This window comes from Vibrio neonatus (genome assembly GCF_024346975.1).
Lineage (GTDB): Bacteria > Pseudomonadota > Gammaproteobacteria > Enterobacterales > Vibrionaceae > Vibrio > Vibrio neonatus.
This window is the reverse complement of the sequence record NZ_AP024885.1, coordinates 1,075,491-1,100,243: the sequence shown is the minus strand read 5'-3', so window position 1 is coordinate 1,100,243 and position 24,753 is coordinate 1,075,491. Positions and strand designations below refer to the sequence as shown.

General features: G+C 43.0%; 20 protein-coding genes. 13 read left to right on the top strand and 7 right to left on the bottom strand.

Features of this window, described 5'->3' with window-relative positions; translation table 11 throughout:
- Window positions 1-70 precede the first annotated feature (70 nt).
- The gene (gene purB / locus OCU38_RS05075) at window positions 71-1,441 is read left to right on the top strand and encodes an adenylosuccinate lyase (protein WP_023405539.1); all 1,371 of its coding nucleotides are present in this window, start codon (window positions 71-73) and stop codon (window positions 1,439-1,441) included.
- Window positions 1,442-1,526: 85 nt separating this feature from the next.
- Here purB and glgA read toward each other — a convergent pair whose 3' ends face one another.
- Both glgA and OCU38_RS05065 read right to left on the bottom strand, forming a co-directional pair.
- Window positions 1,527-2,975 carry a glycogen synthase GlgA gene (gene glgA / locus OCU38_RS05070; RefSeq protein WP_261824013.1) on the bottom strand — a complete coding sequence of 483 codons (1,449 nt, stop codon included), beginning with the start codon at window positions 2,973-2,975 and terminating at the stop codon, window positions 1,527-1,529.
- Between the two features lie 318 nt (window positions 2,976-3,293).
- Complete coding sequence (locus tag OCU38_RS05065) at window positions 3,294-4,340, bottom strand: porin (RefSeq protein ID WP_261824012.1); 1,047 nt, start codon at window positions 4,338-4,340, stop codon at window positions 3,294-3,296.
- A gap of 543 nt (window positions 4,341-4,883) precedes the next feature.
- Here OCU38_RS05065 and dinG point away from each other — a divergent pair.
- Genes dinG through xthA form a run of 5 tightly spaced genes read left to right on the top strand, consistent with a single transcriptional unit; the run spans window position 4,884 to window position 9,308 of the window.
- On the top strand, window positions 4,884-6,953 hold the full coding sequence (dinG, locus tag OCU38_RS05060) for an ATP-dependent DNA helicase DinG (protein ID WP_261824011.1): 2,070 nt from the start codon (window positions 4,884-4,886) through the stop codon (window positions 6,951-6,953).
- Between the two features lie 17 nt (window positions 6,954-6,970).
- The gene (locus OCU38_RS05055) at window positions 6,971-7,750 is read left to right on the top strand and encodes a sulfite exporter TauE/SafE family protein (protein ID WP_261824010.1); all 780 of its coding nucleotides are present in this window, start codon (window positions 6,971-6,973) and stop codon (window positions 7,748-7,750) included.
- Window positions 7,751-7,759: 9 nt separating this feature from the next.
- Window positions 7,760-8,308, top strand: a complete 549-nt coding sequence (locus tag OCU38_RS05050) for a primosomal replication protein (RefSeq protein WP_261824009.1) — start codon at window positions 7,760-7,762, stop codon at window positions 8,306-8,308.
- Window positions 8,308-8,472: a pleiotropic regulatory protein RsmS gene (gene rsmS / locus OCU38_RS05045; protein ID WP_261824008.1), complete on the top strand. Its 165-nt coding sequence runs from the start codon at window positions 8,308-8,310 to the stop codon at window positions 8,470-8,472. The genes OCU38_RS05050 and rsmS overlap by 1 nt, the downstream gene beginning before the upstream one ends.
- 29 nt (window positions 8,473-8,501) lie before the next feature.
- Window positions 8,502-9,308, top strand: coding sequence for an exodeoxyribonuclease III (xthA, locus tag OCU38_RS05040; protein ID WP_261824007.1), 807 nt, complete (start codon window positions 8,502-8,504; stop codon window positions 9,306-9,308).
- 140 nt (window positions 9,309-9,448) lie between these two features.
- On the opposite strand, the gene OCU38_RS05035 is transcribed toward xthA, so the two are convergent.
- The 4 genes from OCU38_RS05035 to OCU38_RS05020 form a co-directional block, all read right to left on the bottom strand.
- Window positions 9,449-10,132 carry an ABC transporter permease gene (locus OCU38_RS05035; RefSeq protein WP_023405547.1) on the bottom strand — a complete coding sequence of 228 codons (684 nt, stop codon included), beginning with the start codon at window positions 10,130-10,132 and terminating at the stop codon, window positions 9,449-9,451.
- Window positions 10,133-10,137: 5 nt separating this feature from the next.
- Complete coding sequence (locus tag OCU38_RS05030; protein ID WP_261824006.1) at window positions 10,138-10,878, bottom strand: ABC transporter permease; 741 nt, start codon at window positions 10,876-10,878, stop codon at window positions 10,138-10,140.
- Between the two features lie 260 nt (window positions 10,879-11,138).
- Window positions 11,139-11,915, bottom strand: a complete 777-nt coding sequence (locus tag OCU38_RS05025) for an ABC transporter substrate-binding protein (RefSeq protein ID WP_261824005.1) — start codon at window positions 11,913-11,915, stop codon at window positions 11,139-11,141.
- A 65-nt stretch (window positions 11,916-11,980) separates the two neighbouring features.
- A complete protein-coding gene (locus tag OCU38_RS05020; RefSeq protein ID WP_261824004.1) occupies window positions 11,981-12,751 on the bottom strand; it encodes an ABC transporter ATP-binding protein in 771 nt (256 codons plus the stop codon).
- Window positions 12,752-13,360: 609 nt separating this feature from the next.
- Between OCU38_RS05020 and OCU38_RS05015 the strand changes: the two genes are divergently transcribed.
- The 5 genes from OCU38_RS05015 to OCU38_RS04995 all read left to right on the top strand — a co-directional run bounded on the left by OCU38_RS05015 (window position 13,361) and on the right by OCU38_RS04995 (window position 20,363).
- Entirely contained in the window at window positions 13,361-14,902 is a 1,542-nt protein-coding gene (locus OCU38_RS05015) for a DUF3360 domain-containing protein (protein ID WP_261824003.1), read from the top strand.
- A 331-nt stretch (window positions 14,903-15,233) separates the two neighbouring features.
- The gene (gene pflB, locus OCU38_RS05010) at window positions 15,234-17,510 is read left to right on the top strand and encodes a formate C-acetyltransferase (RefSeq protein ID WP_261824002.1); all 2,277 of its coding nucleotides are present in this window, start codon (window positions 15,234-15,236) and stop codon (window positions 17,508-17,510) included.
- A gap of 355 nt (window positions 17,511-17,865) precedes the next feature.
- Entirely contained in the window at window positions 17,866-18,870 is a 1,005-nt protein-coding gene (locus tag OCU38_RS05005) for a lipid A deacylase LpxR family protein (protein WP_261824001.1), read from the top strand.
- Between the two features lie 127 nt (window positions 18,871-18,997).
- Window positions 18,998-19,732, top strand: coding sequence for a pyruvate formate lyase 1-activating protein (pflA, locus tag OCU38_RS05000; protein WP_261824000.1), 735 nt, complete (start codon window positions 18,998-19,000; stop codon window positions 19,730-19,732).
- 130 nt (window positions 19,733-19,862) lie between these two features.
- Window positions 19,863-20,363: a YfbU family protein gene (locus OCU38_RS04995; protein ID WP_261823999.1), complete on the top strand. Its 501-nt coding sequence runs from the start codon at window positions 19,863-19,865 to the stop codon at window positions 20,361-20,363.
- Window positions 20,364-20,419: 56 nt separating this feature from the next.
- Here OCU38_RS04995 and OCU38_RS04990 read toward each other — a convergent pair whose 3' ends face one another.
- A complete protein-coding gene (locus OCU38_RS04990) occupies window positions 20,420-21,184 on the bottom strand; it encodes a MipA/OmpV family protein (protein WP_390625241.1) in 765 nt (254 codons plus the stop codon).
- A 195-nt stretch (window positions 21,185-21,379) separates the two neighbouring features.
- Here OCU38_RS04990 and OCU38_RS04985 point away from each other — a divergent pair, with 195 nt between their 5' ends.
- Both OCU38_RS04985 and OCU38_RS04980 read left to right on the top strand, forming a co-directional pair.
- Window positions 21,380-23,314: a PrkA family serine protein kinase gene (locus OCU38_RS04985; protein ID WP_261823998.1), complete on the top strand. Its 1,935-nt coding sequence runs from the start codon at window positions 21,380-21,382 to the stop codon at window positions 23,312-23,314.
- Between the two features lie 154 nt (window positions 23,315-23,468).
- On the top strand, window positions 23,469-24,740 hold the full coding sequence (locus OCU38_RS04980) for a YeaH/YhbH family protein (RefSeq protein WP_261823997.1): 1,272 nt from the start codon (window positions 23,469-23,471) through the stop codon (window positions 24,738-24,740).
- Window positions 24,741-24,753: the final 13 nt, after the last annotated feature.

Below are 24,753 nucleotides of genomic sequence, written 5' to 3'. Positions count from 1 at the left end.
AGTAGTGACAATTCGGTTTGTTACTGGTATAAACCTCACAAAATTTAGAAACTCAACTCGGGAGAACAACATGGATCTGTCAGCATTGACTGCTGTTTCACCAGTAGACGGCCGTTACGGAAGTAAAACCATTGCACTACGTAGCATCTTTAGTGAATATGGCCTCCTAAAGTACCGTACTATCGTTGAAATTCGCTGGCTACAAAAGCTTGCAGCAACTGATGCAATTGCAGAAGTACCTGCTTTTAGCGCAGAAGCGAACCAATTCCTTGATGATGTAGCGGCAAACTTTAATGAAGAAGACGCACAACGTATCAAAGATATCGAGCGCACCACCAACCACGACGTTAAAGCGGTTGAGTACTTCCTTAAAGAGAAAGTAGCGGGTGTACCTGAGCTTCACGCTGTAAACGAGTTCATCCACTTCGCTTGTACTTCAGAAGATATCAACAACACTTCTCACGCTCTAATGCTTAAAGAAGCACGTGAAACTGTGATTCTTCCTGAAATCAAAAACATCATCGATGCAATCAAAGCACTTGCTGTTGAATACCGCGACATCCCTCTTCTATCTCGTACACACGGTCAGCCAGCTTCTCCATCTACTATGGGTAAAGAAATGGCCAACGTGGCGTACCGTATGGAACGTCAATACAAGCAAATCGAAAGCGTTGAAATTTTAGGTAAAGTGAATGGCGCAGTAGGTAACTACAATGCTCACCTTTCTGCTTACCCAAGTGTCGATTGGCACCAGTTCGCACAAGAGTTCATCACTGAATCTCTAGGTGTAACTTGGAACCCATACACAACGCAAATCGAACCTCATGATTACATTGCAGAGTTGTTTGATGCAGTCGCACGTTTTAACACCATCTTGATCGACTTTGATCGTGACGTGTGGGGCTACATCGCACTAGGTCACTTCAAGCAAAAAACCATTGCTGGCGAAATTGGTTCTTCAACCATGCCGCATAAAGTGAACCCTATCGACTTTGAAAACTCTGAAGGTAACCTTGGTCTTGCCAACGCTGTGTTCGGTCACTTAGCACAAAAACTGCCTGTCTCTCGCTGGCAGCGCGACCTAACCGACTCAACAGTACTTCGTAACCTAGGTGTGGGTGTTGGCTATGCAATCATCGCTTATACTTCTACCTTAAAAGGCATTAGCAAACTAGAAATTAACGCTGATGCACTGCTGGCAGAGCTAGACAAGAACTGGGAAGTATTAGCAGAACCTGTACAAACAGTGATGCGTCGTTACGGCATCGAAAAACCATATGAGAAGCTAAAAGAGCTGACTCGTGGTAAACGTGTTGATGGCGAAGCTATGCGTAACTTTATTGACGGTCTTGAACTTCCAGAAGAAGAGAAAGCACGCCTTAAAGAGATGACGCCAGCTAACTACATCGGTCAAGCTGTAGAGCTAACTGACAAGCTATAATTTAATTTGTTATAGCCTCTAAAAACGAAAAACCTGAATCTTTTACAGATTCAGGTTTTTTTTCATCTATTGAAACTATGTCAGGCTAAAAAGCACTCTTGAACATCTCAATATATTTACCTGCTGCAATATCCCAACCAAAATCTTGATTCATTGCGCGCAGTTGTACTTCAGCGAACTCTTTTGGCTGTTGCAGATACATGATCAATGCACGCTGCATACAAATCAGTAGCTCTTCTGCTGATGGTTCGCGGAAGGCAAAACCAGTACCGGTACTTGGATCAGTGTCATAGTCATTCACTGTATCTTTTAATCCGCCGACGCTACGTACAATCGGCAGTGTGCCGTATGCCATAGAGTAGATCTGATTCAAACCACACGCCTCAAATTCAGACGGCATTAGGAAGAAGTCCGAACCTGCTTCAACTAAGTGAGCTAAACGGTTATCGTACGCTTCAATAAAGGCAAATTTATCGCGGTATTGCTCAGACACTTCACGAAGCTGAGCGGCAATTGACGGATCACCCGTACCGATAATGACCAACTGTATGTCATTTCTTAAGAAACGCTCAAGAATCGGCAGAATATAGTGGAAGCCCTTTTGATGAGTTAAGCGACACACCATGCCAAACATCGGCAGTTTTTCTTCCGGAAGATTAAACTCTTGCTGTAGTGCCAATTTATTGGCCGCTTTACCCGCTTTAAAACTGGCTTTAGTTGGTTTGAACTTCTTAACCAAATACTGATCAGTGGCAGGATCCCACTCACTGTAGTCACAGCCATTAACGATGCCACAAAAATCAGCCGAACGAGACACAAAATCATTAACCAGTCCGTGCGAGCCTAGCGGAGTCTTTAGCTCTTCGGCGTAATTTGGGCTCACCGCATTGACTTTATCAGCGTATTGAATGCCAGCACGTAGCATACTGATGCAATCGTCACCGTAGTTCACAGAACTGCTATCCACTTGAGTCAATTCAGGAATAATGCTCACTTCATTGTAAGAATAGATACCTTTAAACAAAGCGTTGTGCACAGTAAGTGCACTCTTAATGTCTTTATAAAACTCGTTATTCGCAAAACGCGTTTTTAATAGAAAAGGAACTAAACCCGTGTGCCAATCATTGGCATGAATCACATCAGGTTTAATATTTAACTTAGGCAGTGCATCTAAACTAGCCGCAGAAAAAAATGCAAAACGTTCGCCGTTATCTGCATAAGCCTGATTGCGCTCAGCGTACAGTTCTGGGCGGTCGTAATATTTTGCACACTCAAACGCGTACACAGGAACACCATCTAATTCAAGTTGGCGAACTTGATACGGAGTATGTGGGAAGTGATCGAGTGTGGTAGAAAGAACCACTGGACTCTGATCAAAATTAGGCAATTTTGTATAACCCGGAATCGCAATCGCGATATCTGAACCTAAATTTTGTAGTGCCTTAGGCAGTGCTTTACCTACATCAGCCAAGCCTCCGCTTTTTACTAATCCTTCAGCTTCGGAGACGGTAAACCAAACTTTTAATTGTGACATTTTGGGGGAAATCCTATTTTTCATTTGAGCTGTTGACAGCTTCTGCTTCTAAACGATTTGATTCGCATCATTTCTAGGCAACTTTAACATAAAAAACAATCGATTGCGCTAGTATGAAGGGCTAATAAAGGCGTGACTAAATGATTATTTATGCCTTTCATTGCCCAAGAAATTAAATAGCTAAGCTATTGAATTAAAAGGCTTAAAAAACACAAAACATAAGCTAGAAAGAAAGGGTAGATGACGAGGAAGAACACCTTGATACAAAAATGCCCAGCACTGTGGCTGGGCATTGAAATTATATTGTTTTACTAGTGATTACCAGTAGAAACGAGCACCGATAGCGAAGTTGCTAGCGCCGTCAACTTGAGTTGCGTTAATTTGAGTGTTTGAACCTTGGTTGTTGTAACCAAGAGTTGTGCCGTCGCCGTAACCGTATTCAGCGAATACGCGAGCCCAAGAGTTGAACTTGTGCTCAACACCAGCGTAGATAACTGTACCAGTCTCATCGAAATCAGCGATGTCAGCTGCTTGCATTGTGTACTCGTAACCAGCGTATAGAGCTGTTTTCTCAACTAGTTGGTACTTAGCAGCCAAAGAGATTGCGTTCTCGTTGATTTTGTCAGAACCTTGCTCATCTTTAAGTTGAGCCCAGTAGTACGTACCGCCTAGCAACAAATCGCCAAGAGTGTACTCAGCTGTGAATTCAGCGTAAGTGTTAGAAAGGTCAGCTTTTACTTCTACAGGGTTAGATGGATCAGTGTCATCTTTACCAATTACAAAACCGCGGTCACGGTTGAAACCAGCACCTGCGTGCAATGCTAGATCGCCAATTGCAGTACCGATGAATGCTTCGTATAGATCTTGGTTAGATTCGCCTTCGTTCAAACCCCAAGCAGCTTTAACCCAAACTGCGTCGCCGTCAAACTTGTATTGGATTTGAGAATCGTGTGATGCACCTGAAAGAGTACCGTAACGAAGACCAGAACCACCGAAGAAGTAAGAGTAATCAGCGCCGTATACGTCATCAGAAACAGTCCACTGCTTACCGAATTCTACTGTACCGAAGTCACCAGAAAAACCAACGTAGTGTTGACGGTTAGTGATATCGCCGTCACCAACACCTAGCTCAACTAGGCCGATAACGTCTACTGAATCAGTAACAGAGTAGTGACCTTGAACACCAGCGCGTGATGAACCAGAGCTAAGGTCTGCTTTATGGTCAGCAGAGTCTCTAAATTCAAGCTCTTGACGAAGTTGACCGTAAAAGTCTACAGCGCCGTCTTCAGACTTATAGATTTCTGCAGCGTTAACAGAAGTTGCAGCTAGAGAAGCAACTGTTAGTGCTAATAGTGTTTTTTTCATGTTAATTTACGTCCTTATTCCTTTAACTCGAACCCTATGTGATTCTTTAGTTTATTTAGTTATTTTTATAATCACCCAAAAGGCGAGATATCTTCGTATCTGCTTACCCTCTGAAAGTGTTGCTACATTGCAATTTTTATAAAGCAGTGTCAACAAACCCTAAAACAACAAAAATAAATATAAAAATCATTAAAAAACAAAAGGTTATGGGATTTCAACGCGCAAATTCACATTTTTCTACGATAAAAACACACAAGCTTAACAACTCTTTAAATTGCACTTTTCGCAATATAATATTCCATATATGGAAGTCATTCTAGAATCAGAACGATAGATAAGTGTTATAAGTTTCACAATGAAAGTATTTATATCTAGTCGATAATAAGCCGAACATAAAATATGAACTTTTTAATACTGCCATTTCGCTTGATATTTTTGTGACGCAAATCACAAGAATTCTTTATCGAACTACATTCTTGTATTGCGTATGTAGCCTGTATAGATGTGTTATTATGGCGTCAGCATGTCACTGTCTGATAAAAAATGAATCCCAAAATCCAAGAAGCAATACGCCACAGCTACAAAAATCTGCATCATCAACTGGATAATTTTATTCCCCGTCGAGCACAAAATTACTTAGTTGCAGAGATCACGAAAACCCTTTGTGGTGAGTACCATAAAAGTAACCGTTTGATTGTTGCTGAAGCTGGCACCGGAATCGGTAAATCCCTTGCTTATTTAATGGCGGCAATCCCTGTCGCAAAGTTTAATAACCGCAAAGTGGTTATTTCCACCGCCACCGTTGCCCTTCAAGAGCAGCTTATAAATAAAGATTTACCTTTATACCGCCGTCTTGTGGATTTTGAATTTTCATTTATTTTGGCAAAAGGACGTCAACGTTATTGTTGCGCAGAAAAACTGGCTGCCGCATCCGGCGCTGATGACGGACAAATAGCCATGTTTGAAACTAAGCCGAAAAAATCAGACATAGAGCTACTTGAAAGAATGTATAAAGCCTTGTCTGAAAATAAATGGGATGGCGACCGTGACTCTTGGCCAAAACCAATAAAAGACGAAGTATGGCAAAGTAGTGTCAGTGACAAACACAGTTGTAATAACGGCCTCCCCGCGCACAGGGGTTGTCCATTTCAAAAAGCACGCTCGGAACTGGATAAAGCCGATGTGGTTATTGCAAACCACAGTTTAGTCATGGCTGATTTAGATCTCGGTGGCGGCGTCATCCTCTCAGAGCCTGAAAATACCATTTATGTGTTTGATGAAGCCCATCATTTACCTAAAGTGGCGCGTGATCACTCCTCGGCATCGGCCAGTTTAAAAGGTGCCGCTGCATGGCTAGAAACGCTCAATAAAAGCAGCACTAAGATTTCATCACTAGCCGATGCCAAACGTGTCGACCGTTTTCTTACAGAGCTACAAAACTCGATTGCTGAGATCATCCCAAGTTTAAACAACGTTGCTCGTCAATTAGATCCCGCTGGATTTAAAGAGAATCGACTGCGCTTTGAACACGGTGAATTACCGCAGTGGCTCGTAGAACAAAGTAAAGAGCTTAAGACCGTTTGTACTAAAGCCGCTCAAGCACTAGCCAAGATAACCGATCTGATAAGTGAAAGAATTAAAGATGGCGAAGTCTCTCCTCGCCTAGCTGAACCGGCTCTTGCCGAAGCAGGCTTCTTTTTACAAAGGCTAGAAAATTTGGCCAAGGTTTGGCAGTTAATGGCCGAGCCATCACGAGACAAAGGCGCTCCCCTCGCCCGCTGGATTGAAACCAATCCCGAGCGTGAACTTGATTTCGTGGTCAGCGTTTCCCCACTTGAAGTCGGTTGGTCTCTCGATCAACAGTTATGGAGCAAATGCGTGGGCGCAGTATTAACCTCAGCTACGTTAAGGGCATTAAATTCGTTTAACTTCTTTTGCCAGCAAAGTGGCGTCAGTTATGCCCAAGAAGACGGCACACAATTTTTGGCATTGGCTTCTCCCTTTGACTACCAAGCCAACGCCGAGCTTATCGTCCCAAAAACAAAGTACGAGCCTCAAGCACCTGAGTTTACCGATTACCTAAGCAAAGAACTGATCAATTGGTTGGTTGCCGATAAAGCCAATTTGGTTTTGTTTGCCTCCTATTGGCAAATGAATCAAGTGGCGGACGCAATGCAAACTGAGCTAACGAAAAAAGGCTGGCAGTTACAGGTACAAGGTGACAGTTCTCGTATCGAAATCATCAAGAATCATAAAAAAGCCATCGAAAAAGGTAAAACCAGTATTTTATTTGGTACCGGTAGCTTTTCTGAGGGTCTAGACTTACCAGGTAACTTGTTGGAAAACTTAGTAATCACTAAGATCCCGTTTGCGGTACCCACTTCTCCAGTTGAAGAAGCACATGCCGAATATATTGAAAGCCGTGGCGGAAACCCGTTTATGCAAATTGCGGTGCCCGAAGCAAGTAAGAAGCTCATCCAATCAGTGGGGAGATTACTGCGAAAAGAACAAGATTCTGGTAGAGTCATCATTTTTGACCGTCGCCTAGTGACAAAACGCTACGGCAAAGCATTATTAGACTCATTACCCCCTTTTAAACGTCGCATCGATTAGGATTAGTTCACGACTCAATGGAATATATAGAACCAAGCATGTTGCTCATATTAGCAATCGTTGCTTTTGTAGCAGGCTTTATTGATGCGGTGGCAGGTGGCGGCGGAATGTTGACCGTTCCAGCACTGCTGTCTATTGGATTGCCTCCGCACATTGCGTTAGGCACCAATAAATTAGCGGCATCGTTTGCCTCATCAACTGCCGCCTTTACTTATTATAAGAAGAAGCTCTTTAAACCAAAGCTATGGCTACCCACATTCATTGCCACCTTGATAGGCGCAACTTGTGGCACCTTATTTGTTGATTCAATCTCCACTGAATGGCTAGAAAAAGGCTTACCGCTTATTATTTTGGCCGCCGCACTGTACACCATTATTTATAAAACGCCGGATGCAAATAAAAACGCCATGCCCGACCCCAGCACTAAGCACAATGTCGCCCAAGTGACTCAAGGCTTTAGCTTAGGCTTCTATGACGGTATGGCAGGCCCTGGTACTGGCGCTTTTTGGACAGTCAGTAGTATGGCGCTGTATCGCCTCAATATTTTGCTTGCGTCAGGGCTGGCAAAGGCGATGAACTTCACCAGTAATTTCACCTCTTTATTAATGTTTGCCTATCTTGGACACATTGACTGGCTACTCGGCCTGACTATGGGCTTTTGCCTGATGCTAGGGGCCTATTTTGGCGCTCACTCTGCCATTCGCTTTGGCGCTAAGTTTATTCGACCAGTATTTATTACTGTGGTGACTATCCTAGCGGTTAAACTGGCTTATAACGCTTGGTTTGTCGCTATATAAGGCTATTACATGAGTCAAATTTCCCAGTTAAAAGAAAAGCTTGCTCAGATGTCTCACAGCGCAACCCAATTAGATAAACAGCGCGGTGAGCATCATCAGCCCTTATTTGATAGTAGCTTATTTCATTGTCGCTCTAAGTTATTGCACCCTTGCGTGCTTGAGACTACGCAAACTTACGAGTCCATCTTGCGCGAACAACAACATGGACGCTTAACCAAAGAGCGAGCGGAATACTTATCAGAGCGTTTACTGGCACAAATTAGTGCCATTAGCCGCGAATTATCTACCGCGCACTTTCGCAAAGACGAGCCGAAACACAAAAGTTATTATCGAAAACCGATTAATGCCTTCTATCAAGACTTAGCCAAGCATAAAGAGTGGGAGCGACAATTGATGGAGATGGTCATTGATCGTCAACGCGCCTTAGATAATGCCCAGGGCTTTAACCAAGGGCAAGCTCAACAAGCCTTACTCACCGCAGAGCAACGCTTACAGCGGTGTCGCGAAGCCATTATTCGAATTGAAAAGCAAATTACGTACAAGGAGCAACATCAGTAATGAGTGAACCTCAATCTCCTTTAGACAATGCGCCTGACGATGTAAAACTGGCGGTTGATCTTATCTATTTACTTGAGTCCAACGAGGTAGAGATTGAAACCGCGTTATCGGCGTTAGAAATGGTCAAAAACGACCTACTGAGTAAGAAGCAACAGCAAACCTAAATTAGACCCTAGATTCATGGAATGACAGAATGAAAATCATTAGTTTCAACATCAACGGCCTTAGAGCCCGACTTCACCAACTGCAAGCCATTATCGACAAACATCAGCCGGATGTGATCGGTTTACAAGAAATTAAAGTCCACGATGAAGCCTTCCCTATCGAAGATGTCGAAGCGATGGGATACAAGGTCTATCACCATGGTCAAAAGGCGCACTACGGCGTCGCAATGCTGTGTAAAAAAGAGCCTATATCGGTGCAAAAAGGCTTTCCAACCGACAACGAAGATCATCAAAAACGCATGATCATGGTCACGGTTAAAGACGAAGCAGGCCAGCCTGTGACTATCCTTAATGGTTATTTCCCACAAGGCGATAATATCGCTCACGAAACCAAATACCCATACAAACGTCAGTTTTACAAAGATCTCATGAACTATCTCACTACTTATCACAACAGTGACGAACAACTGGTAGTCATGGGCGACATTAATATTAGCCCGATTGACTTAGACATCGGCATTGGTGAGCCTAACCGCAAACGCTGGCTAAAAACAGGTAAGTGTTCATTCCAACCTGAAGAGCGTGAATGGCTAAAAACATTAATGGATTGGGGATTTGAAGACACTTTCAGAAAACTGCAACCAGAGGTAAACGATCGCTTCTCGTGGTTTGACTATCGCTCTAAGGGCTTCCCCGATAACCGAGGTCTGCGTATTGATGTAGTGCTCGCCACACCAAGCTTAGCGGCCAAATGTATCGAATCAGAAGTAGATTACGAACTGCGCGGCATAGAAAAGCCATCGGATCACGCGCCAATATGGGCAACCTTTAAGTAATTCCCTGCCCAGTTAATACTTAGCCCAGTGATTAACGACTCACAACAAAAAACCGAATCTTCACAGATTCGGTTTTTTTATTCGTTATGCTTATTCGCTATGTTTCATTCATGATGCGATAAATGCTATATCCATCATTTTTATTTTGATTCAAGCGGTCTTAGATAGGCTAAGAAACGTTTTTCCAGATTTTTAAACGTAAACAAAATGATGAAGCTAAGGCACATATAAAACAGACCAGCAGTTAGGAATGCTTCAAACGGCGCGTAATAGCGTGAGTTAACCAAGCGAGCAGCGCCGGTTAAATCAAGAATGGTGATAATTCCTGCCACTGCCGAGCCATGTAGCATAAAGATCACTTCATTACTGTAGGCAGGTAAAGCGCGACGTAACGCACTTGGCAGTATGATGCGACGGTAAGTAGCAAACGGGCTCATGCCATACGCCTTAGCCGCTTCTACTTCCCCTTTAGGCAAACCATTAATCGCACCGCGAATGATTTCAGAGGTATAAGCCGAGGTATTCAATACAAAGGCAATTAACGCACAGAACCAGGCGTTTTCCCATAACGTGTCTTTTACTGGGTAAAACTGATCCATACCGTAGTAAATAAGGTACAGCTGAACTAACAGCGGCGTGCCACGGAAAAAGTAAATAAATGACCATGTTGGCGCAACCAAAAACCAGTTTTTACTGTTTCTAGCAATCGCTAATGGGATAGCAATACAAATACCCATAATGAGTGACAAGCCCACCAGCCATGCGGTTGTGTATAAGCCTTCGATATAGACATCGATACTATCGAGGATAACAGAGAAATCCACGCTTATTACCTCGCTTGAATGCTAAATTTGCGTTCCACAAGTTTGAGTAAACCTGTCGATACTGCGGTGAAAATTAAGAAGATGATAGAAACGGCCATATAAAAGGTAAATGGCATTTTAGTGGTGCCCGCCGCCAAAGAGCTAACGCGAACCATATCTTCCAAACCAATAATAGAAACCAAGGCGGTGGTTTTTAATAACACTAACCAGTTATTACCAAAGCCCGGTAAGGCATGCCGTATCATCTGTGGTAAAAGGATACGTCGAAACGCCAATACTGGGCTCATGCCATACGCTTTACCTGCTTCTAGCTCACCACTGTCCACCGCCATAATCGCGCCGCGGAAAGTTTCAGCCATGTAAGCACCAAAAATGAAGCCTATGGTTAAGATGCCCGCCACATACGGGCTAACATCAATATAATCCGGAAGATAAGAAACCCATTCATGACTTGGATCACTGGCAGTGAAGTAGTTATTCAACCATTCGTTCACCGCATACAAACTATTGTTGAGTAATATCTGTCCACCGAAGAAGATCAGCATCATTAACACGAGATCGGGGATACCACGAATGATAGTGGTATAAATAGTGGCAATACCACGTAATACTCGAAATGAAGAAAGCTTCGCCAACGCACCTAACATGCCCAGCACCACGGCAAACAATAACGATAGCAAGGCTACCTGCAACGTTAGCCAAGCTCCACTTAAAATTGAGGCTTCATAACCCTGCAAATCAAACATAATTCTTTTTAAACTCTATCATGGTTATTCCATCACCCCATTGATGACATGTTTTTTGTTCATAATGCTTTAATACCAATCGTACTAAATAACTGGTCATTCTAGCTTGTTAAAATGCTCGATAACGGCGCTAGCTCTGATCACTTACTTAGTGTGATTGGTATAACTTAAAAAAGTAGGCGCAAAACATTATGAGTAAAATTAATGTCGATAGCCCGAAAGAACGGCTCTCTCGGGCTATCGTATTTATTTAAAGTGGCTTATTGACCGTATACATCGAAGTCGAAGTACTTGTCTTGTACCGCTTTGTAAGTGCCGTTAGCACGTACGGCATCAATAGCTTTGTTTAGCTTCTCAGTAAGATCTTTATCTTGTTTACGAGTCGCAATACCAAAGCCTTCACCAAACCATTGTGGATCGGTTAGCGTAGGACCTACGAACTCATACTTATCGCCTTCAGCGGCATTAAGTACGCCTTCTTCAAGAGCAGTTGCATCGCCTAATACCGCAGAAATACGACCATTAGCGAGATCTAGGTAGGCTTCATCGAAAGAACCGTAACGAACGATTTCAACTTCACCGCCGTAGTTGTCGGTTAGGTACTTGTCATGCGTAGTGGCACGTTGCACACCGATTTTCACGCCTTTTAGACCTGCTTTAGAGAAATCTAGATTTTCTCCTTTTTTAGCAATGAACTTGTTTGGAACAAGAGCGTATTTATGGGTGAAGTCGATTTTCTTCTTACGTTCTTCAGTAATAGACATCGCGGCGATGATCGCATCGTATTTACGTGCTAGAAGAGAAGGAATCATGCCATCCCAATCTTGAGCAACAAGGACACACTTCACTTGCATCTCTTTACAAAGAGCGTGTGCCATATCGACATCAAAACCACTTAGAGAACCGTCTGCTTCTGTTTTGCTAAATGGAGGATACGCTCCTTCAATAGCAAAGCGGACTTGTTTCCATTCCTTGGCTTGCGCAAAACCTGAAAGTGCTGTCGCCGCCAATGTTGCGGCTAGTAACCACTTTTTCATATCCATACTCCTGTGATTTCGGTGTTTTTGTGTTGTGTTTAAGTGAGTGCTTAAAAGCACTTCGTTTAGTAAATTGATGAGATAAATTGTTGTAGTCGTTCTGACTCAGGATTAGTAAACAGTTGAGCCGGATCCCCTTGCTCTTCTACTAAGCCTTGATGTAAAAACATTACGTGATTTGATACGTCGCGGGCGAACGCCATTTCGTGCGTTACCACCAGCATAGTGCGACCTTCGTCGGCAAGATCGCGCATAACGCCAAGTACTTCACCCACTAATTCTGGGTCAAGTGCTGAGGTAGGTTCGTCAAATAGCATGACTTCAGGGTCGACCGCTAACGCGCGAGCAATTGCCGCTCGTTGTTGTTGCCCACCCGAGAGGTGACCTGGGTAATAGTCTTTTCTTTCGTACAGCCCTACTTTTTGTAAAAGCTGTTTTGCTTTTTCAATCGCTTGCGCTTTAGGGACACCTAAAACGTGTACCGGTGCTTCAATGACATTTTCAAGAACAGTTAAGTGCGACCAAAGATTAAACCCTTGGAATACCATCGCTAAACGTGAACGAATACGCTGAACTTGTTTTGCATTAGATGGGTAAGCTTCGCCAAGACGGTTGTTTTTCATCTCGATCAATTCGCCATTTACCCAAATCTCACCTTTAGTTGGTGTTTCGAGTAAATTAATGCAACGAAGAAAAGTACTTTTCCCTGAACCAGAGCTGCCAATTATAGAAATTACATCACCTTTGTGTGCTTCAAGTGAGATGCCTTTTAGCACGTCATTTTGTCCAAAAGTTTTATGCAGATTATTAATAGTAAGCGCGGATACATCCGTCATGCGCTGGGTTCTCCCTGTAATCCTAGTGTCAGCCTGTATTGATGAAAGAAAGGTATCATTTGCAAAACCGTTTAGCAATGACCTAACTCTGTGACATTTCGGGATATTTAGTCACAACTTATGCCTATATATCTATCTTGTATTATATAAGTCAGATAAATGTACTAATAACAGCAATTTACCCAACTACAAATGTAAATGAAAATAACCAAAAGTCACTAATTATTTACAATTTAGCAACTAAAAAGCACTTGTTTTACAGTTAACGCTGCTCGCATTTTTAAACGAACAAGTTATGGATCTGACCCGAAATTGATATGCAACAAAGAATAACTGAACACTCATTCCCTATAATCTGAGCCCACTGAGACTTTTGTAACAGTAGTTTTCAATAACTGATCAAGATCAATTGTTCAGGGGGGTAGCCTTGTTACACTCTGCCGACAAATTCAAATTTAATCAGTATTTTTCAAATTTTTGCTTAATTTATTTCCGATATTAACGTGCCACATCGCGATAAATATGCGAAATTAGCACGTCGCGGAATTACACGCGCAAAATATTTAACTACACTAGATTAATTTTTATCCAACACCTAACGAGGATTTTATGTCCGACGCTGCCAACAACAAGCAGTCTGATACTGAAGAAAAAAGCTATTCAGAACTGCATAAACCAGCCTCAGAATTCGCAACTCGATCTGACTATTTAGATCACGAACTTCAAATTATGAAGCCACGCCGCTTTGGTTTAAACCTTCCTGGCCGTGATTTTCGCTTCGAGCTGGAAGATTTAGTTCCAGCACTAGCAGGTACGATTGGCATCATTGCAATGTACTCTGCTGTTATGATGTCTTGGGCTGATGGCCTAACACAAGCATGGGATCACGTTCATTTAGGCAAAGAGTTTGCCATTGAAGTTGCGCGTGTTGAAATGCTAATTCCTGCCCTTCTATTTTGTGTTCTTGCTTCTGGGTTTGTGAATCCACGTGCCAACTTGGCCGGTAACCACGGTCCAATGATTCCATTGATTGGTTCTATCGCACTAGCAGGTGCTCACCCACTAGCATTGGCAATCTTAATTGGTGTGTTCGGTCTTATTCTGAGCTTCCTTAAAGGGGGTTCCAAACTGGTCAACTTGACCTCGGAAGGTACCGCTGGCGGCTTGTTAATGTTCCTCGGCTTCTCCGGAACCATGAGTCAGATTGGTGATATCCAATCTTGGGCTGTAGGTCTTGAGTCAGCAAACGTTGCTGCGGGTAGCCTTGGTTATGTTGGTTTAGTGGTACTGGGCATCAACATTGCTATTTATGCATACCTTGCAAAAATTGGCATGCGTTGGTTGGCGATTCCGGTTTGTGCTATTGCAGGTCTTATCATTGCGCTTGGTCTAGGTGCAGGCTTCGACTTAACCTTCGAAACACACATGGGTCTACCAAATCTAAACCCTGTTTACTGGTGGGGCAGCACTGAGCAAGGTTGGCAGTTAGGTCTACCTAACGTAGAACACTTTATTGCATCACTACCGTTTGCAATTCTAGCGGTTGCTATGTGGTCTCCTGATTTCCTAGGTCACCGTATCTTCCAAGAATTAAACTATCCGAAGAAAACTGAAAAAGTACTTATGGACGTTGATGACACTATGACTATGTGTTCTATCCGTCAGATGGTTGGTACTGCTGTTGGTGGTGGTAACATCACTTCTTCTTGGGGTACATACATGATTCCTGCGGCTATCGCAAAACGCCCTATCCCAGGTGGTGCAATCCTACTTGGTCTAATGTGTATTGTGGTTGCAATCCTAGGTTTCCCTATGGATATCGCAGTATGGCCTCCTGTAATGCGTATCGCTCTGCTAGTAGGTGTATTCCTACCGCTACTTGAAGCGGGTATGCAAATGGTTCGTGAAACAAAAGATTCACAAGCTGCAGGTATCTGTATCTTTGCTGCTATCGTAACGAACCCTGTTCTTGCATGGGCACTAACGATGTTCCTTGATAACAATGGCCTAATTGGTGATAAAGAGCGTGCTGCACGCCTATCATTCCTTGATAAGATCATCATTCCAGTGAGTGTATTTGTTATCTGTCTAGTAGCAATGCTGGCAGTAGGTATGCTTGAACCTCAGTACGGTTTAAAAGCGTTCCTATAATTGATATTGAGGGTAGTGTTTAAGCACTACCCTTTTTTTTACTTTGAAATTTGATTACTGTTCTAAACTTAGCTAAATATCATTGAGCCTTTTTGGAAAATGATCAGATTTTGGTTACAAAGATTTCAAAAAAACCCTTTTATTAATTTAGTTTAAAACTTATAATTATTTTTGAGGGATATAAGTAACAATATGAATAAGCATTAATTGATAGTGAACTTATTCACATTGTTATTAATCTTAAGTGTGCTGTGTCAACGATGACACTTAGCTAGCCAATTTTGGATAGTGGGACGGCACGTATTTTTGCTACTAATAAGGTAGGTACATCATGGCAGAGCAATTTGCTAAAGCTTGGGAAGGTTTCGCTGAAGGTAACTGGCAAACCGAAGTTAACGTTCGTGAATTCATTCAAAAGAACTACACCCCGTTTGAAGGCGACGAGTCTTTTCTTGTAACTGAAGGTACTGAAGCAACTAATACGCTTTGGGCTAAAGTTATGGAAGGCATCAAGCAAGAGAACAGCACCCACGCTCCTGTAGATTTCGATACTTCTGTTATCTCTACCATCACGTCTCATGACGCTGGTTACATCAACAAAGATCTTGAAACAATCGTTGGTCTTCAAACTGAAGCTCCTCTTAAGCGTGCTCTAATCCCGAACGGCGGTATCCGCATGATCGAGGGTTCTTGTAAAGCTTACGATCGCGTTCTAGATCCTGAAGTTAAAAAAATCTACAGTGAATACCGTAAAACACACAATGCTGGTGTTTTCGATATCTACACTCCTTCAATCCTAGCTTGTCGTAAATCAGGTGTTCTAACTGGTCTTCCAGATGCTTACGGCCGTGGTCGTATCATTGGTGACTACCGTCGTATTGCTCTATACGGTATGGACTTCCTAATGAAGGACAAAAAAGCTCAATTCACTTCTCTTCAAGAGAAAATGGAAAAGGGCGAAGACCTTCAAATGACTATGCAACTTCGTGAAGAACTTGCAGAGCAACATCGTGCTCTTGGTCAAATCAAAGAAATGGCAGCGTCTTACGGCTTCGATATCTCTGAGCCTGCACAAACTGCACAAGAAGCAATCCAATGGACTTACTTCGGTTACCTAGCAGCTGTTAAATCTCAAAACGGCGCGGCTATGTCTCTTGGTCGTACTTCTTCTTTCCTTGATATCTACGTTGAACGTGACATTGCTGCTGGCAAAATCACTGAAGAACAAGCTCAAGAAATGATTGACCACTTCGTAATGAAGCTACGTATGGTTCGTTTCCTACGTACTCCTGAATACGATGAATTGTTCTCTGGTGACCCAATCTGGGCAACAGAATCAATGGGTGGTATGGGTCTTGACGGACGTACACTAGTTACACGTACTAACTTCCGTTTCCTAAACAGCCTATACACTATGGGTCCTTCTCCAGAGCCAAACATCACTGTTCTTTGGTCTGAGCAACTACCTGACGGCTTCAAACGTTTCTGTGCTAAAGTATCTATCGATACTTCTTCTATCCAGTACGAAAACGATGACCTAATGCGTCCTGACCTTGAGTCTGATGACTACGCAATCGCTTGTTGTGTATCTCCAATGGTTGTTGGTAAGCAAATGCAGTTCTTCGGCGCTCGTGCTAACCTTGCTAAAACTATGCTTTACACTATCAACGGTGGTATCGATGAGAAGTCTAAAGCTCAAGTTGGCCCAGAAATGCCTAAAATCACTGAAGAAGTTCTAGACTACGATGACCTAATGGATCGTATGGACCACTTCATGGATTGGTTGGCTACACAATACGTGACTGCTCTAAACGCAATTCACTACTCACATGACAAATACAGCTATGAAGCAGCTCTTATGGCTCTTCATGACCGTGACGTTAAACGTACTATGGCATGTGGTATCGCAGGTCTTTCTGTTGCAGCTGACTCACTATCAGCAATCAAATACGCTACAGTTAAACCAGTTCGTGACGAAAATGGCGTAGCTATCGACTTCGAAATCGAAGGCGACTACCCTAAATTTGGTAACAACGATGCACGCGTTGATGACATCGCATGTGAACTTGTTACTACATTCATGAACAAAATCCGTAAGCTTAACACTTACCGTGATGCTATCCCTACTCAGTCTATTCTTACTATCACTTCAAACGTGGTATACGGTAAGAAAACTGGTAACACTCCAGATGGTCGTCAAGCAGGTGCTCCTTTTGCTCCTGGTGCTAACCCAATGCACGGTCGTGACGAGAAAGGTGCTGTAGCGTCTCTAACTTCAGTTGGTAAACTACCATTTGCTGATGCACAAGACGGTATCTCTTACACTTTCTCTATCGTTCCTAACGCTCTAGGTAAAGAAGAAAGCAGCCAACGTGCTAACCTTGCTGGTCTAATGGATGGTTACTTCCACCATGAAACTGCTGTTGAAGGTGGTCAACACCTTAACGTTAACGTTCTTAACCGCGAAACTCTACAAGACGCAGTTAAGCACCCAGAGAAATACCCTCAGCTAACTATCCGTGTATCGGGTTACGCTGTACGTTTTAACTCTCTAACAGCTGAACAACAAGCAGACGTTATCGCTCGTACATTTACTGAGTCTATGTAAGTTTAATTACTTCATAAACTAAGTACTGCTAATATTGAAACCTCGCTTCGGCGAGGTTTTTTTTGTTTAGACCATACTGAAATAGGTATGCCAAGATGTATCATTCCGCTTCATATTTCCTCTACTATCCCCTCCACTCTTTCTGCTTACTTTTATTTACAAAATCCTCTTAAAAACTGCACAAAAACAAAGATTTAGACCTATGCTTAATATTGATGACAGTAAAAATTATTTGCTTAATTCACTGCTAAAAATGACAGAACAAAAATAGTTTTATCAAAATTGGTATTAGCAACCTACGGACGTGCTCCGATGAAGTTGCTACAACAGGATGTTGATATAGATACGGAGTAATATGACCAATTTTTCACCCATAGCGCATTGGGTTATCCCTACCCTGATAGTGATAACGCCCCAGTTAAGCGCTGCAAAACCAAATTCATCGATCAATTTAGGCATTGATAACGACGGGATTGTGACCACAGACCAAGACTACACCAATGGTTTATTTTTGACTTATTCCGATTATTTTGAAATTCAACCCGGTAGTCTGTTTGATTCATTACCCGGAAATCAATTTAGCGCCACTGCAAATGACCATCGTCTCCATAAATACAATATTAAAGTGGGGCAAAAGATGTGGACCCCCGAAGATATTGAAAATCCGAATCCGATAGCTGATGAAAGACCATACGCCGGCTTGTTATACCTATCGTCAACTCTGTATTCCATCGCACCTTCTGCCATCAACAGCTATAGCGTAATGCTAGGCACAGTTGGGCCAAATGCCTATGCTGAAGAGTCGCAGAAATACGTACACAGCCTGATAAAATCAGCGGATCCTAAAGGGTGGGACAATCAGATCAGCAATCAAGTGGTGTTTAACCTTGGCTACAATAGAATGGATAAATGGTACCAATCTGATTTGAGCGGCGCTACAACGCACGAAATCAGTACCCCTACTCGCCTGCTCGTTGGTAACTATCGCAGTGAGTTAGCCACAGGATTGATGTGGCGCTGGGGAACGGAGCTTAATCAAAGCTTTGGTAGTGCGCGAATCAGCAATGAATCCACCCTAGATCCCAGTCTTATTGTGCATGGTAATACTGGATGGTATCTCTTTAGCGGCATAGAAGGACGAGTGCGTTTCAATGACATCACCATTGATGGCGACCGTCCTGATGACGGAATTACCGCCGACGAAGTAGAACATCTTCAAGGGACAGCGACTATCGGAATCACCGGATATTATCAAGGATGGGGTGCGAGTTTAGCGATCTCGAGCAAAAGTAGTGACTATAAAGAGGACCCAAAGTCCTTACATACTAACGGGTCTTTAGCCTTTTTCTGGCTATTTTAGTTTCGAGTCGCTGTAAAATTGTACAGACCCTACAATTAGAAAGCCTTTATCTGAACTCTAGTCTAGGTTATACCTCATGTTTGTAATACACTTATCCCAGTCTTAAACGTTAGAATTGAGAGCGTCTATGAAAGGTAAAATTCACTCATTCGAGTCATGTGGAACAGTTGATGGTCCTGGGATCCGTTTTATCGTATTCCTACAAGGTTGTATGATGCGCTGTATGTACTGCCACAACCGTGACACATGGGATACTCATGGTGGCAAAGAAGTTTCTGTTGAGGAACTCATTACAGAAGCTAAGTCTTATCGTCACTTTATGAATGCATCGGGTGGTGGTATTACCTGCTCTGGTGGCGAAGCTATGCTACAACCTGAGTTTGTACGTGATTTATTCCGCGCAGCTCATGTTGAAGGTATCCACACTTGTCTAGATACTAATGGTTACGTTCGTAAGCACACAGAGCTCATTGACGAAGTATTAGAAGCCACTGACTTAGTCATGCTGGATATTAAACATATGAAGGACGAGATCCACCAAGATTTCATCGGTGTATCAAACAGACGTACTCTTGATTTTGCACGTTACCTACATAAAATTGGAAAGAAAACATGGATTCGTTATGTTGTCGTTCCTGGCTATACCGATGATATGGAAGCTGTGCACATGCTAGGCGACTTTATCAAAGATATGGATAACATTGAGAAAGTAGAACTTCTGCCGTACCACAAGCTTGGTGCGCACAAATGGGAAGCTCTTGGTTATGACTACCCATTAGAGGGTACTGAACCACCTTCAAAAGAAACAATGGATGAGATTGTCAGCGTTCTAGAACAATATACCGACATAGTTAAATATTAATCTTGCTCCTATCCAGCAAGCCGATTGTTAAAGCCCCGGTTTTTGAAGATTAGGTTTTTGAAGATCAGGTTTTAATTTAGGTTTGTTGGTTAGATTAAGGCAAATATCAAAGATATAAAGGAAACTATTTATGGAAATGACCAACGCACAGCGTTTGATCCTTTCGAACCAATACTACTTGATGTCAAAGCTTTCACCTGAAAACCAAGACAAGTACGAGCGTCTACAAACTATCGTAGAACGTGGTTATGGCTTACAAATGCGCGAACTAGACAAAGACTTTGGCTCTATCAGCGAAAGTGGCTGTCGTGATGTTATTGACATCATGGAGATGTACCACGCAATGCAAGAGTCTTTCAACATGCTGCAAGCGTCTGAACAAGCTAACGTTGATAAACGTCGCCTAATGTTCTTAGGCTTTGATATTGCAACAGAAGCAAGCCTTGTGAACTATGTACGCTTCCTAACTGACTCTGAAGGCCTATACCCTCAGTTCGATAAAGCGAACCACCATTTCAACAGCCAAATGCCTATGTTAGAAAAATACCTCCGTATGCTAACAACATGGCGTAACTGTCCTCGTCAATACCACCTATGTGCCACTGAAATCACTCAGATTTTTAACGCATAAAGATCTAGATATGGGGGTTCTGTTAACTAGGATGTTCCTTGGCAGAACCCACTATCTTAAAAGGTATACACAAGTCCGAGATTAACATTAAAAGAGTCCGTGCTATCCAGTAACGGACTCTTTTCTAAATCCCCTTCCAAATTGGTATAACGCACCCCCGCCGTCCCCATAATACGCTCGCTAAACTTAAACAAGCCACTCAAACCTAAGAAGAACTGTCCATCACCATCTGGTGCGAAAGCATCCAAACCTGCAATTCGATCCGCTTCTTGCTGCGACACGCCGTACAAGTGATTATTTAATTTAGAGGAGTTCCACGAATAACCCACTGACGGGCTCAACATCCAGCGTGGTCCTCGAAAAGGAATTCTATACACGGTTTCCGCGTACAATCCATTATGAACACCAAGAATATCACCGGCCAAAGTCACTTCAATCTGACCAATAGCGCGATTGGAATATTGATAACTAACACCACTTAACACGGTACTTTTCCTTTTATCTACTTGGCTAATAATGGGGTCATCAGAATCAGACGGTTGCAGTGTTCTTGGATCATAGGCAAGACGAAACACTAGATTGTGCGGTGAGCGTCGCTCCCAGACTCTATAGCCGGCTGTAAAGCCTCTCAAATACAGATGTTCGCCTTCATACCCAATAACCGGGATCACGACTTTATTTGACGGCGTGTCTTTGTATACCACCGGAGAGTAAGATGCGCCAACCCCTAAAGACCAAGTAGCCATTGCAACACCTGGGGTGAACAAAGCCGGTGTGAACACAGCCAGCCATGTCGATAACTTCAACCAATTCACTCGCATTTCCTTCTGCTTTTTCGTTGTACATCAACCATGAATGATTACATTACCATACACATTTACAATTGGTTATTTTATTCCGGACAAACAAAAAGTTTTTATATTTCAAGCAAATCTCTTTTTCATGACTAATCTTATTAATGGGGTAAGCGTATTGATTGACGTGAGTCTTATAACAGTTTAAAGGGGATTTTTGTTATGAGTATTTTTGAGCATTTTCAGCACAGATACGAAGCTGCAAAGGAAGAAGAGCTATCCATTCAAGAGTTTTTATCTTTATGCCGTGAAGATAAAATGGCGTACGCCAACTCCGCTGAACGTCTTTTGCATGCCATTGGCACACCCGAACTGGTTGATACCGCGCTCGATCCGCACCTGAGCCGCATTTTCTCCAACCGTGTTATTGCTCGTTACGATACTTTTAAAGACTTCTATGGCATGGAAGATGCCATAGAACAAATCGTCTCTTATCTTAAACATGCCGCGCAAGGCTTAGAAGAAAGAAAGCAAATCCTTTATCTACTTGGCCCTGTTGGCGGTGGTAAATCCTCAATTGCGGAAAAACTCAAAGCATTAATGCAGCAGCAACCTATCTATGTGCTGTCGGCGAATGGTGAGCGTAGTCCTGTTAATGATCATCCATTCTGCCTGTTTGATCCCACCGAAGATGCCGAGGTTTTACGTAGTGAATATGGCATAGATAAACGTTACCTACGCTCAATCATGTCTCCGTGGGCGGCTAAACGCCTGCACGAATTTGGTGGTGATATTGCCAAATTTAAAGTGATTAAACTGCGCCCTTCAATTTTAGATCAAACCGGTATTGCTAAGACTGAACCGGGGGATGAAAACAACCAAGATATTTCTTCCCTGGTCGGTAAAGTGGATATCCGTAAACTGGAACACTACTCACAAGACGACCCGGATGCTTACAGTTACTCTGGCGCATTATGTAAAGCCAACCAAGGTTTGATGGAATTTGTAGAGATGTTCAAAGCGCCAATCAAGGTGTTGCATCCTTTGCTGACCGCCACTCAAGAAGGCAACTTTAACGGCACAGAGGGGCTCTCTGCCCTGCCCTTTGACGGCATGATTTTAGCGCACTCCAATGAATCGGAGTGGCAGACTTTCCGCAACAATAAAAATAACGAAGCCTTTTTAGATAGGGTGTACATCGTAAAAGTTCCGTATTGTCTTCGCGTATCAGAAGAAGTCAAAATCTACGACAAGCTATTAGAAAACAGTGAGTTATCTAACGCACCTTGCGCGCCAAGCACCTTGGACATGTTGGCGCAATTTAGCATTCTGTCGCGTTTAAAAGAGCCAGAAAACTCATCTATTTTCAGTAAAATGCGTGTCTATGACGGTGAAACGCTCAAAGATACCGACCCGAAAGCGAAAAGCCATCAAGAATATAAAGACTTTGCCGGCATGGACGAAGGCATGTCAGGCCTGTCGACTCGTTTTGCCTTTAAGATCCTATCGCGCGTGTTTAACTTTGATCAAACCGAAGTGGCTGCTAACCCAGTACATCTCTTTTATGTGATTGAGCAACAAGTAGAGCGTGAGCAATTCCCTGCTGAGCAAGCGGAGCGCTACCTAGAGTTTCTTAAAGGCTTCTTAGTGCCTCGTTATGTCGAGTTTATCGGCAAAGAAATTCAAACGGCCTATTTGGAGTCTTACTCAGAGTACGGGCAAAACATCTTTGACCGTTATGTCACTTATGCTGATTTTTGGATTCAAGATCAAGAATATCGCGATCCTGAAACCGGCCAATTGTTTGATCGCGCTTCACTGAACGGCGAATTGGAAAAAATCGAGAAAACTGCAGGTATCAGTAACCCTAAAGACTTTCGTAACGAAATCGTCAACTTTGTACTGCGTGCTCGAGCAAACAATGGCGGCACGAATCCGCTCTGGACCAGTTACGAAAAGCTTCGCACTGTGATTGAGAAGAAAATGTTCTCCAATACCGAAGAGCTACTACCCGTCATTTCATTTAATGCGAAAACATCCACCGACGATCAGAAAAAGCACGACGACTTTGTCGCCAGAATGATGGAGAAAGGCTATACCGAGAAACAAGTGCGCTTACTCTCAGAATGGTATCTACGAGTCCGTAAATCATCATAATCGTAAGCGATCAACCTGCGCTGCTATGCCATTAATAGTCCAGCATTTGGCATAACAGCACAGGTAAGAACCACAGCAACTTGCTGTAGTTTAGGGATGCTCGTCGCTCTTAGGATCACGAGCAATGCCCTAACCGGAGTGATAGGGGTAGCGCATGGCTCAATTTATTGACCGAAGACTGAATGGCAAAAATAAAAGCACTGTTAATCGACAGCGCTTTATTCGTCGCCATAAACAAAAGATAAAAGAAGCGGTGTCTGATGCGGTAAATCGTCGTTCAATCACAGATACCGAAAGCGGTGAGGACATCACTCTACCGAAAAGTGACATCACTGAACCGGCTTTTCATCAGGGGCAAGGTGGGCTAAGAGAAAAAGTCCATCCTGGTAATGACCAATTTGTTCGCGGTGATAAAGTTGAACGCCCGCCCAGTGGTGGCGGAGGCGGCGGTTCAGGGCAAGGTGATGCCAGTGACGATGGTGAAGGCAAAGACGAATTCATCTTTCAAATTTCCAAAGACGAATATCTCGACATCTTATTTGAAGATCTTGCGCTTCCCAATCTGCAAAAAAAACAAGTCAATCGCATCACCGAGTGGAAAACTCATCGTGCGGGCTATCAAACCGCGGGGATTCCATCCAATATTTCGGTCATTCGCTCCTTAAGGCAATCTCTCGCAAGACGCACCGCAATGTCTGCCGGCAAGAAGCGTTTACTAAACGAACTTGAACAAGAGTTGGCAGAGTTAAAAGACAATGAACCGGCCAAGCCTCTAGAAGAGAAAGACATTAAGGCACAAATCGAAGAGCTGCGCCAAAACCTTAAACGAGTACCTTTTATTGATACCTTCGATTTAAGATACAAAAACTACGAAAAGCGCCCTATCCCTTCCAGCCAAGCAGTTATTTTCTGTTTGATGGATGTATCAGGCTCAATGGATCAAGCCACCAAAGACATCGCCAAACGCTTTTATGTATTGCTGTATATGTTCTTAAATCGCACTTATGAAAACGTGGAAGTGGTGTTTATTCGTCACCACACACAGGCAAAAGAGGTGGATGAACAGGAGTTTTTCTACTCACAAGAAACCGGCGGCACAATTGTCTCTAGCGCCTTAAAATTAATGAACGACATCGTCAAAGAGCGTTACCCCACCAATCAATGGAACATCTATGCCGCGCAAGCATCAGATGGTGATAACTGGGCCGATGATTCTCCGCGATGCAAAAAAATCCTGACCGAAGATTTACTGCCTATTTGTCAGTATTACTCATATATAGAAATCACGCGCAGGAGTCACCAATCTTTGTGGCACGAATACGAAAAACTCGAACGTGAATATGAAAATTTTGCGATGAAGAATATTCGAACGGTAGAAGACATCTTCCCTGTATTTAGAGAGCTGTTTCAACAAGAACACAGTTAAGGGAATACAAGTA

What these genes read in the sequence shown, in the direction of transcription:
- purB (WP_023405539.1), top strand. Translation starts at nt 71, where the DNA reads ATGGATCTGTCAGCATTGACTGCTGTTTCACCAGTAGACGGCCGTTAC.
- glgA (WP_261824013.1), bottom strand. Translation starts at nt 2,975, where the DNA reads ATGTCACAATTAAAAGTTTGGTTTACCGTCTCCGAAGCTGAAGGATTA.
- OCU38_RS05065 (WP_261824012.1), bottom strand. Translation starts at nt 4,340, where the DNA reads ATGAAAAAAACACTATTAGCACTAACAGTTGCTTCTCTAGCTGCAACT.
- dinG (WP_261824011.1), top strand. Translation starts at nt 4,884, where the DNA reads ATGAATCCCAAAATCCAAGAAGCAATACGCCACAGCTACAAAAATCTG.
- OCU38_RS05055 (WP_261824010.1), top strand. Translation starts at nt 6,971, where the DNA reads ATGGAATATATAGAACCAAGCATGTTGCTCATATTAGCAATCGTTGCT.
- OCU38_RS05050 (WP_261824009.1), top strand. Translation starts at nt 7,760, where the DNA reads ATGAGTCAAATTTCCCAGTTAAAAGAAAAGCTTGCTCAGATGTCTCAC.
- rsmS (WP_261824008.1), top strand. Translation starts at nt 8,308, where the DNA reads ATGAGTGAACCTCAATCTCCTTTAGACAATGCGCCTGACGATGTAAAA.
- xthA (WP_261824007.1), top strand. Translation starts at nt 8,502, where the DNA reads ATGAAAATCATTAGTTTCAACATCAACGGCCTTAGAGCCCGACTTCAC.
- OCU38_RS05030 (WP_261824006.1), bottom strand. Translation starts at nt 10,878, where the DNA reads ATGTTTGATTTGCAGGGTTATGAAGCCTCAATTTTAAGTGGAGCTTGG.
- OCU38_RS05025 (WP_261824005.1), bottom strand. Translation starts at nt 11,915, where the DNA reads ATGAAAAAGTGGTTACTAGCCGCAACATTGGCGGCGACAGCACTTTCA.
- OCU38_RS05020 (WP_261824004.1), bottom strand. Translation starts at nt 12,751, where the DNA reads ATGACGGATGTATCCGCGCTTACTATTAATAATCTGCATAAAACTTTT.
- OCU38_RS05015 (WP_261824003.1), top strand. Translation starts at nt 13,361, where the DNA reads ATGTCCGACGCTGCCAACAACAAGCAGTCTGATACTGAAGAAAAAAGC.
- pflB (WP_261824002.1), top strand. Translation starts at nt 15,234, where the DNA reads ATGGCAGAGCAATTTGCTAAAGCTTGGGAAGGTTTCGCTGAAGGTAAC.
- OCU38_RS05005 (WP_261824001.1), top strand. Translation starts at nt 17,866, where the DNA reads ATGACCAATTTTTCACCCATAGCGCATTGGGTTATCCCTACCCTGATA.
- pflA (WP_261824000.1), top strand. Translation starts at nt 18,998, where the DNA reads ATGAAAGGTAAAATTCACTCATTCGAGTCATGTGGAACAGTTGATGGT.
- OCU38_RS04995 (WP_261823999.1), top strand. Translation starts at nt 19,863, where the DNA reads ATGGAAATGACCAACGCACAGCGTTTGATCCTTTCGAACCAATACTAC.
- OCU38_RS04990 (WP_390625241.1), bottom strand. Translation starts at nt 21,184, where the DNA reads ATGCGAGTGAATTGGTTGAAGTTATCGACATGGCTGGCTGTGTTCACA.
- OCU38_RS04985 (WP_261823998.1), top strand. Translation starts at nt 21,380, where the DNA reads ATGAGTATTTTTGAGCATTTTCAGCACAGATACGAAGCTGCAAAGGAA.
- OCU38_RS04980 (WP_261823997.1), top strand. Translation starts at nt 23,469, where the DNA reads ATGGCTCAATTTATTGACCGAAGACTGAATGGCAAAAATAAAAGCACT.